The sequence below is a fragment of the Bacteroidia bacterium genome, from assembly GCA_025056095.1.
GTDB lineage: Bacteria > Bacteroidota > Bacteroidia > JANWVE01 > JANWVE01 > JANWVE01.
On the sequence record JANWVW010000314.1, the window covers coordinates 1 to 2,064 of the forward strand.

General features: G+C 36.7%; 2 protein-coding genes. One reads left to right on the forward strand and one right to left on the reverse strand.

Going from position 1 to position 2,064, the window contains the following annotated elements; all coding sequences use genetic code 11:
- Nucleotides 1–511 precede the first annotated feature (511 nt).
- Complete coding sequence (locus NZ519_13735; protein ID MCS7029815.1) at nucleotides 512–1,195, forward strand: VWA domain-containing protein; 684 nt, start codon at nucleotides 512–514, stop codon at nucleotides 1,193–1,195.
- Between the two features lie 10 nt (nucleotides 1,196–1,205).
- On the opposite strand, the gene NZ519_13740 is transcribed toward NZ519_13735, so the two are convergent.
- Nucleotides 1,206–1,877 carry a T9SS type A sorting domain-containing protein gene (locus NZ519_13740; GenBank protein ID MCS7029816.1) on the reverse strand — a complete coding sequence of 224 codons (672 nt, stop codon included), beginning with the start codon at nucleotides 1,875–1,877 and terminating at the stop codon, nucleotides 1,206–1,208.
- Between the last annotated feature and the right edge of the window lie 187 nt (nucleotides 1,878–2,064).

Sequence of the window (2,064 nt, forward strand, 5' to 3'; positions counted from 1 at the left end):
TATATTTTTATCTTGTAATCTATTGAAAATCAATTTAAAACAAGGTAAAACTTTTATATTCAGGGTTAAGGGGTTATCGAAAGTTCATGTATTCAAGGTTTAACTTTGTACATGCTTAAAAATCAATGTAAAACAAGGTAAAATGAACGCGTTTCAAACAAAGTAAAAAATCTTAACCTTGTAAGTGTTTGATAATGAACATTAAACAAGGTAAAGCGAAGATATGTATAAAAATGAGGTAAAACATCAAAATACGGCTGCGTGAGGCATGCGAAGGGTGCGTCAGCAGTGCGTAGCGCAGCGAAGCACCGAAGCGATAGCGTAGCCCGCAGCACGCCGACCCTTGCGTCAGCAAGGGACACGCCCAAATAAATAACTTTAACTTGCAAAATGATTGATAAAATACTACTTTGCATGATACATAATTCCCTCCAATTTATTATTGGGATTTTGTTACAAATTTTGAGATTTTGATTTTATTTTTTACCTTTGTGCAAGTAAAGTGCGAAATATGGAAAATTATCTCAATCCTTTTCTTAATGTAGAGTCCCCAGATAATTTTGAGCAAAAATGCCTTTGTACATTGGTATTAGACATATCAGGTTCTATGTCAGGGCAACCTATTGAAGAGCTCAACAGAGGATTACAAGAATTTTACAACACCGTAAAAGAAGATTACGTTGCTTCCTCTCGTTTAGAAGTAAGCATCATCACCTTTGGCAGCCAAGTAGTAATGATACAAACCCCTTCATTGATAGACGGTTTTACCATGCCTACTTTATACGCTAATGGATCTACTCCGTTAGTGGATGCTGTAAGAATGGCTATCAAACAAACACAACACCGTAAAGAATGGTATAAAAGTACAGGTCAGCCATATTATCGCCCTTGGATAGTGTTAATTACTGATGGCGAACCCGACAGCGACCAAGATATGGATGGACTAAGCCAAGAAATACGTAAAGGAGTAGACAACAAAAATTTTTTGTTTTATGCAGTAGGGGTTCAAGGATACAATCATCAAAAGTTGCAGCATATTTGTCATCCTAACACTCCACCTCTACCTCTAAAAGAATTACGTTTTAGTGAGTTTTTTAAGTGGTTAAGCGCAAGTATAACCATCGTAACTCATTCCAAAGATGGGGATAGAATTCAGTTGCCCTCTGTCAGTGGTTGGACACAAATGGATATTTAAGCTAACTATTTTATTCTATTTTCAAGTATTTGAAGATTTGTGTTTGGGTACGCAAAAAGTAAATCCCTTTCGGTAAACCGTGTGTAAGAAACACTTCATTAGCATTAGGAGCGATAGATTTTTGTAATAAAACTTGTCCGTTAGTGTTTATCAAGTATATTTCATTAGGGTACTTAGCGTTTTGAAAGAGTATAGTATTAGGCAGTAGAGTTACTTGTTCTTTTTCTTTTGTTTCGTAATCACATTCTGATAATGATGTAACCCCTGATGCGTTAAAGTTAAATATCAAAGTGTCGCCAAGGGTGGGCGCACTGCCTGAATATACGTAGATAACCACATAACCTGTACCTGTGTATGCAAAGGGATTAGTTTCTAACCTGATAAATCCTTGTGTTAATCCACTGATAGGGAACATTGTACCCATACTTGGCACTCCTGAGTAGCAAGTATTATAGTCGCATAAATTACATGCCCAAGTGTTGGGAACTGAATTAGTAAATCTAATCCATTTGAGGGTTAAGCTGCCTGATGTTTGGTTAATCATGTTAATCTGTGTAGAAGTAAAGGTATTTGGGGGTAGAGAAATGGAAAGATTGGTGCTGGGTGTGCAGATAAAAGGTTTTTGTGCCAAAGAAAAGAAAAGTGAAAATGAAAATAATATGGTACAGTATATTTGTTTCATAATACAAAGATAAGATTTATCGGACTTTTATCCAAAATTGGGGGTTATTGCTATTCGAAAAGTGTATATGATAGATGTTAAAGATGTTAAACGTTTTATATTATATTTTTTGGGCGTGTCCTTGTGGGCGTTACGCTGCGCGTATGCCCACAAGGTCGGCGTGCTACGGGCTAACGGTGCTGCGCCC

Coding starts and splice junctions, on each gene's coding strand:
- NZ519_13735 (MCS7029815.1), top strand. CDS start 512: ATGGAAAATTATCTCAATCCTTTTCTTAATGTAGAGTCCCCAGATAAT.
- NZ519_13740 (MCS7029816.1), bottom strand. CDS start 1,877: ATGAAACAAATATACTGTACCATATTATTTTCATTTTCACTTTTCTTT.